The 5,414-nt window shown below is 38.7% G+C and carries 6 protein-coding genes; 2 read left to right on the forward strand and 4 right to left on the reverse strand.

The features are described from left to right. From WBM98_RS17155 to WBM98_RS17165, 3 genes are all read right to left on the reverse strand, one after another. Positions 1-981, reverse strand: a 981-nt coding sequence (locus WBM98_RS17155) for an ABC transporter ATP-binding protein (protein ID WP_424367241.1), incomplete at its 3' end; no start/stop codon positions are given. 6 nt (positions 982-987) lie between these two features. Next, entirely contained in the window at positions 988-1,854 is an 867-nt protein-coding gene (locus WBM98_RS17160; protein WP_424367242.1) for an ABC transporter permease, read from the reverse strand. Next, positions 1,851-2,900: a glycosyltransferase family 2 protein gene (locus WBM98_RS17165; protein ID WP_424367243.1), complete on the reverse strand. Its 1,050-nt coding sequence runs from the start codon at positions 2,898-2,900 to the stop codon at positions 1,851-1,853. Before WBM98_RS17165 ends, WBM98_RS17160 begins: the two co-directional genes overlap by 4 nt. A 523-nt stretch (positions 2,901-3,423) precedes the next feature. On the opposite strand from WBM98_RS17165, the gene WBM98_RS17170 reads away from it, so the two are divergent. Further along, the gene (locus tag WBM98_RS17170; protein ID WP_424367244.1) at positions 3,424-3,654 is read left to right on the forward strand and encodes a hypothetical protein; all 231 of its coding nucleotides are present in this window, start codon (positions 3,424-3,426) and stop codon (positions 3,652-3,654) included. A gap of 118 nt (positions 3,655-3,772) precedes the next feature. Here the strand turns inward: WBM98_RS17170 and WBM98_RS17175 are convergent, their stop codons facing one another. Beyond that, on the reverse strand, positions 3,773-4,504 hold the full coding sequence (locus WBM98_RS17175; protein WP_424367245.1) for a hypothetical protein: 732 nt from the start codon (positions 4,502-4,504) through the stop codon (positions 3,773-3,775). Between the two features lie 154 nt (positions 4,505-4,658). Here WBM98_RS17175 and WBM98_RS17180 point away from each other — a divergent pair, with 154 nt between their 5' ends. Further along, positions 4,659-5,228, forward strand: coding sequence for a hypothetical protein (locus tag WBM98_RS17180; RefSeq protein WP_424367246.1), 570 nt, complete (start codon positions 4,659-4,661; stop codon positions 5,226-5,228). The last annotated feature ends 186 nt before the right edge of the window (positions 5,229-5,414 follow it).

The following is a 5,414-nucleotide window of genomic DNA, read 5'->3' on the forward strand; positions in this document are numbered from 1 at the left end:
ATGTACACCTACGGCTAATAGAATACCATCATTAGCATTATAAAAACGAAATTTAACGGTCAATGGTGTCCTGATGTCCACTACAGAAAGAGCGTCGACAAAATGGGGTGTTAATTCTGCATAAAGAACGCGTATACAATCATTTCCGGGAGCCTCGGTTATTGTTTGGAACTCCTTTATCCAATTTTGTTTTTGCAGGGTACTCAAATATTGGTTAACAACCGTTTTTGCATTTCCTCTGGCACAAACGCTCCCTTTATCTAACCACAAGGCTTTGGAACAAAGATTACTTACGGCCTGAAGATTATGGCTAACGAATATAATGGTACGACCACTTTTGCTTGACGCTTCATTCATTTTCCCTAGGCATTTCTTTTGAAACTCTGCATCGCCAACCGCCAAAACTTCATCTATAATCAGGATATCCGGCTCTAAATGCGCGGCTACCGCAAAGGCCAATCTAACGTACATTCCTGAAGAATACCTTTTTACCGGGGTGTCGATAAATGCCTCAACTCCGGCAAAATCAACGATTTCGTCAAACTTCCTCAAAATCTCGGATTTTTTCATTCCTAGGATATGACCACTGATAAAAATATTCTCCCTCCCGGTAAGTTCCGAATGAAACCCTGTTCCCACCTCAAGCAAACTGCTAATGTGACCTCGTCCGCGAACGATACCTTCTGTAGGTTTTATGATACGCGATAATATCTTTAGTAAAGTTGATTTACCAGCGCCATTATGTCCGATTATGCCTAAAGCCTCCCCCTCTTTTATTTCAAAGTCAACATTTTTGAGTGCCCAAATAACATCGGAATTATCGATCTTTTTACCGCCCCTAATATACTGGTTGGGATTTTCTTTGTTTTGGATATTACGTTCCCACCACCATTGCATATCACGGCGTAATGACCCAGAGCCTATGGTACCTAGTCGATATAATTTTGAAATATTGTTAGCCTGTATTGCTAAATCGGACATAAATTTTTATAAGATATCAATCAATTTATCACTCATTTTATTAAAAAGCATAATCCCAAAAAGGACGATAACTACCATAAAGCCAAAACTATAAAGAAGCTGTATTGTATTTACACTCCCAATGCCTAAAAATGCAAACCGGAAATATTCAAAGAGGGCAGATAATGGGTTGAGGTTTGCCAACCATTGAAATTTTTGGGGCACCATACTCAAGGTATAAAAAACGGGACAAATAAACATAAGCAATCGTATAAGTACCTGTATCAAAGACAAAAGGTCACGGTATTTTGCCGTTAGGACAGAGAATATCAATCCGCCTCCAAAACCTATACCCGCAGTTATGACAATCACCGGAAAAATCAGAAGCCCTTGACCAGCGTTAAAGTCGACCTGTCCGTTAAAATAACAGAATAGATAAACGGCAACAAGTAAAAGCAGCTGGATAGCAAATAATATGATCTGCAGCCAGAGCGTAGAAAGTGCAACGATGATTCTTGGGAAATACACTTTACTGAATATTGCAGCATTTTGGGTAAAGGTTATTGACGTTTGTAAGAATATTTCTGAAAACAGATTCCAAAGGGTAATGCCTATCAAATTAAACAAAAAGGGAGGTACGCCTCCCGTAGGGATACCAATTACTTTGTTGAACACAACAACATAAGTAATTACGGTTAAAAGTGGCCGGATCAATGTCCAAAAGGGCCCTAAAAGGGTTTGTTGGTATAGTCCTAAAAATTCTTTCCTGGTCAATTGCAGCAATAGATCCTTATAGGAATAAAGTTCTACTAAACTAATGCTGCGCCATGATGTCTCCGGCTTAATTTCCCATTCCCAATTTGAAGGTCCAAGGCCATTAGTTTTCGTGTTCATTTTACTTTGGATAAACTGTTCTTTTCTAATTTGATCTTTTTTCTTTTACGTAGCATGTTTTCAATTTGTTTGTACCTTAGGATATACATGGCATAAAAGCGCAGTATGAAATATAATGTTGTAGGGTCCTTGCTCAAGCTCCAGCCTCCTTTGACTTGTCTTAAGGCGGCTTTTCTGTTATTTAAAAGTAGGCTGTTGGCACATTTCACTGTATATTGGGCAGTGTCTGCTAAGGATGCCTTTTTTATTTTGGACCGCTTATGTTCAGGCAAATAGTGCTGTATGATATTGATTACCTTTTGCATGTCCAAAAAATTTTGACCACTAAGAAAACTTTTATGGGTAATACCATTTCTAGGGTCAAGTCGATAAGATGCCAGGTATTTGGGTGAATACGCTACTGGAAATTTGGACCCTATCCTTGCATACATCTCCCAATCTTCCGCAAAATGGACTGCATAAAAGCTACCTAATGCTTCATATGTGGTGCGTTTTACAACTATAGCGGGAGGTTGGAGAAGATTCTTTACGGCTATCTTATCAATAAAGTCCGGAATGATTCCTGGCCGCTCCAGAAGGACATTTTTTTTTCTGGACACTAAAACACTTTTATTATCAATAAAATTGAAATTTGTATAGGCTGCACCGGCTTCAGGATAATCACGGAACAAAGTTGTTATTTCATCGTAAAAACCGGCCTCTATTCTATCATCACCATGCAGGAGATGAATATATTTACCTTTTGAACGATTGATACAGGTTTCGAAATTTCGTAAACTTCCCAGATTTTCTTTTTGCCTGTAATAACCAATTCGCCCTTTACCTATTTTTTTTACCAATCCTTCAACATCACCATCCGAACTGCAATCATCAACAACTTCAATCTGCATCAATTCACAACCAGGATCTTGCTGAAGGACGCTTTCCATGGTCTCTTTAAGATAATCTATGCAATTGTAAGCAGGAATCATTACTGACCATAGTGGATTGTCGTCCCCTAAATAGGGTTTTATGCGCGGGGGATGATCAGGAATGCGTTTGAACATGTAAAATTGATATATAAACTAATTTAAAAGGCCAAACTTCATAAATTAAGTAATATTCATAATAAACCTAATCGACCAGTATAGCGATAATAAGAATAAGAAGGGAAGATCCCTAAATAGGTAATAATTGCTTAGCATTACGTGTTTTCATCAAGATTTACTTTAATTTAAAGTGCTAAATATCTGCAAAATACGTGTATAAAGCAATAAATTCTGTTTTAAGTACAGTTTTATTGGGTGAAGTTTAATTTGTATTTAATTCAGGATTAACAACTTCAGCCAAATAGAGAATTAAATATCCAGAATGCTCAATAGGATCGCTATAGATCATGTTTATCAATTTTCATGCAAATACTATCCATACATTGGATGTTTTTAAATGTGCAGTATTTGGAGAGTTTACTTTGTTAAGTCCATACCCGAATATGTTCAGTAGTAAAGAACAGTTCCTGCAGCACTGTTGTCCGATAACCGATTTGATATTTTTATTGAAAATGGGTAATCGAAATTTGATTGTATCATTGTGGGTACAGCACCGACCTTATTGGTAACAGATACCCTATTGATCTCACAATATGCAGATGTTACCCTAGTTGTTGTTCGAGCCGATTTTACCACTAAACAATTGATAGCCTTTTCAAAGGACTTGAATGCAAACAACAAATTAAAGAATATGGCCTATGTGGTCAATAGTGTGGGGCTCGGTAAGGCCAATGACTATAATTATGGGTATGGCTATGGTTCTTCAGCATAGGGTATTTAGAAAGAAATACCATAAACCAATCCCATGGGCATATTACAAATTAATAATATTTGCCTATGGGATCCTAGTTTCCAGGCGAGACGAATACAACTCCTCCAAGGCCATCGTATTATTGATCCTCAAAGTAAATATACTGCACGCCTTCAGGCAGTTTATCCAAGGTTTTATAGTTTGTTCTGAGTGCATAGGTCAGACCCTCCTTATCGGTGAATATTTCAGCAATTTCATATTGCACTAAATTCCATCCTGCTTTAAATTCCAACTGATATTCGGTGATGGCCTTATAGGTTTCTTCCTGATTAACGGCATACGATTCCGTAGTACATTCCCCAAAGACCGAACTGGGTTCGGCAAAGTAGAACCAATCCAGAAAATAGCCGGGTATTGCATTGTATTGCCCATACGACCTATACGTTTCAGCAAATCCCTTGGTATTGACCATCATAAAGGAACCATGAATTTTCTTTTCTATGGGATCCGCCAAATCATAACCGCCAAAATTGGAAAGTTTAATAACGGGAACATTCCCGTTGGTCACTGCAAGCGAATCGCCATAACAGGTAAACGCTTTTTCCAAGGTCATGACACTGGTTTTCCATTCCTCGGAATTCTTATTGAATTCGTCAATGCTTTTCATGGTTTGGTCTGAAAATTCAGGGGTAAGATTCAGTGTGAAACTACCATCATCCTTCACAGTACCTATAGCGATAGGGCTTTGCATCCCGGTAACGATATCGGCAGAACTATGTTGCCATCCAGATATCGTCCCTGTCACCGAATTTTGTGCAAGGATCAGGTTGATGGATACAAGGGCCAAAGCTGAAAATAATAATTTCTTCATAGGTTTTAATTTTTAGGATTGTTGGTAGTTGTTTTAAATAGCGGTTAAAAACGTATTAATGATCCAGTTAAATTATCTTATTCCAGTAATGGAAAGGATAAAAATGTGTAGAATGTTTAAAATGCTGTGGGAATTGTAACATAAACGCTTTCCGTTGTTTTTTGAATGCGCACCGCTTCGTGCACAAGATGCTGTTTTATATGGCGATCCATTACCTGATGCCCTTGACCTGAAGGCACGTGGGGTTTGGGATGCAAAGGGCCTAATAGGGCTAAAGACCCCTACATTTTTTGTGGCAGGGAGTCAAGATGATATATCGGGTTATGAAAAAGGAATAAAGGCCATTTATGAAGGCGCGGTACATGCTGATCGTTATTTAGTGACCTATAAGAATGCACGGCATAATGTAGCTCCGAATCCTCCACCGGTGGAAGCTTTGCAACCCGGGCTGCACATTGATGAATACTACCGCTACGCGAAACCTTTATGGGACCAACGTAAGATCATCAATAGCAACCCCCATTTTGTGACTGCTTTTTTGGACATGCATTTAAAAAGCGCTGAATATTCAACATACCTTGATGTTCCCCAAGATTCCAACGAAAAAATTTGGGAAGGGTTTAAAAACCCATCCTCCACGGGCATGGTGTTTTTGTGTACCGAAGGAATGGCATCGTGTTTTGGTTTGCCTGCATGCTTCATTCCGTACGTAACTTGGATCTAAGGCACGAATAGATACTCTATGTTTATTTCATTAGCTTTATAAAGGTCTAATGTTTAAATATGGGTATCCGGAGACTATGTTATGTACTCGCCATTCAGCTTCTAGCTGCACAAATTGCTTGGGCACAGGTTGAGGTTGGCGAAAAAAACAGCATTGGATCCGTTGCCCCTTTATTTCAAGACCAGG

It is taken from the genome of Maribacter sp., assembly GCF_049667165.1.
Lineage (GTDB): Bacteria > Bacteroidota > Bacteroidia > Flavobacteriales > Flavobacteriaceae > Maribacter_A.